This is a genomic window from Streptomyces cahuitamycinicus, from assembly GCF_002891435.1.
Lineage (GTDB): Bacteria > Actinomycetota > Actinomycetes > Streptomycetales > Streptomycetaceae > Streptomyces > Streptomyces cahuitamycinicus.
Genome location: NZ_POUC01000994.1, coordinates 1 through 416, shown reverse-complemented (window position 1 = coordinate 416; position 416 = coordinate 1). Strand labels below are relative to the sequence as shown.

The window sequence follows — 416 nt, the reverse complement described above, 5'->3', positions numbered from 1 at the left end:
GTCGGCCCCGAGCGCGGCGCCGAGCCGGGAGATCTCGGCCAGGCCCCGGGTGATGAGCATGGCGCTGACGTTGTCGCCCATGCCCATGCCCGCCGAGACGCCCACGGCCAGCGCGATCACGTTCTTCACCGCGCCGCCCAGCTCGACCCCGATCACGTCGGGGTTGGTGTAGGGGCGGAACCACGGCGGCAGGTGGCAGATGGCCTGGAGGCGTTCGGCGACCGCGACGTCGGTGCAGGCCACCACGGTCGCGGCGGGCTGGCGGTGGGCGATCTCCTGGGCCAGGTTGGGCCCGGAGACGACCGCGACCCGCTCCTCCGGCACCTCGGCGACCTCGCGGATCACCTCGCTCATGCGCTTGGTCGTGCCGAGCTCGATGCCCTTCATCAGGCTGACCAGCACGGCCTTCGCCGGGA

Annotated in this window: 1 pseudogene; it reads right to left on the bottom strand. The window is 72.8% G+C overall.

What is annotated here, in order from left to right:
• Window positions 1-416: pseudogene (locus C1J00_RS44260) on the bottom strand (NAD(P)H-dependent glycerol-3-phosphate dehydrogenase); the annotation flags it as partial.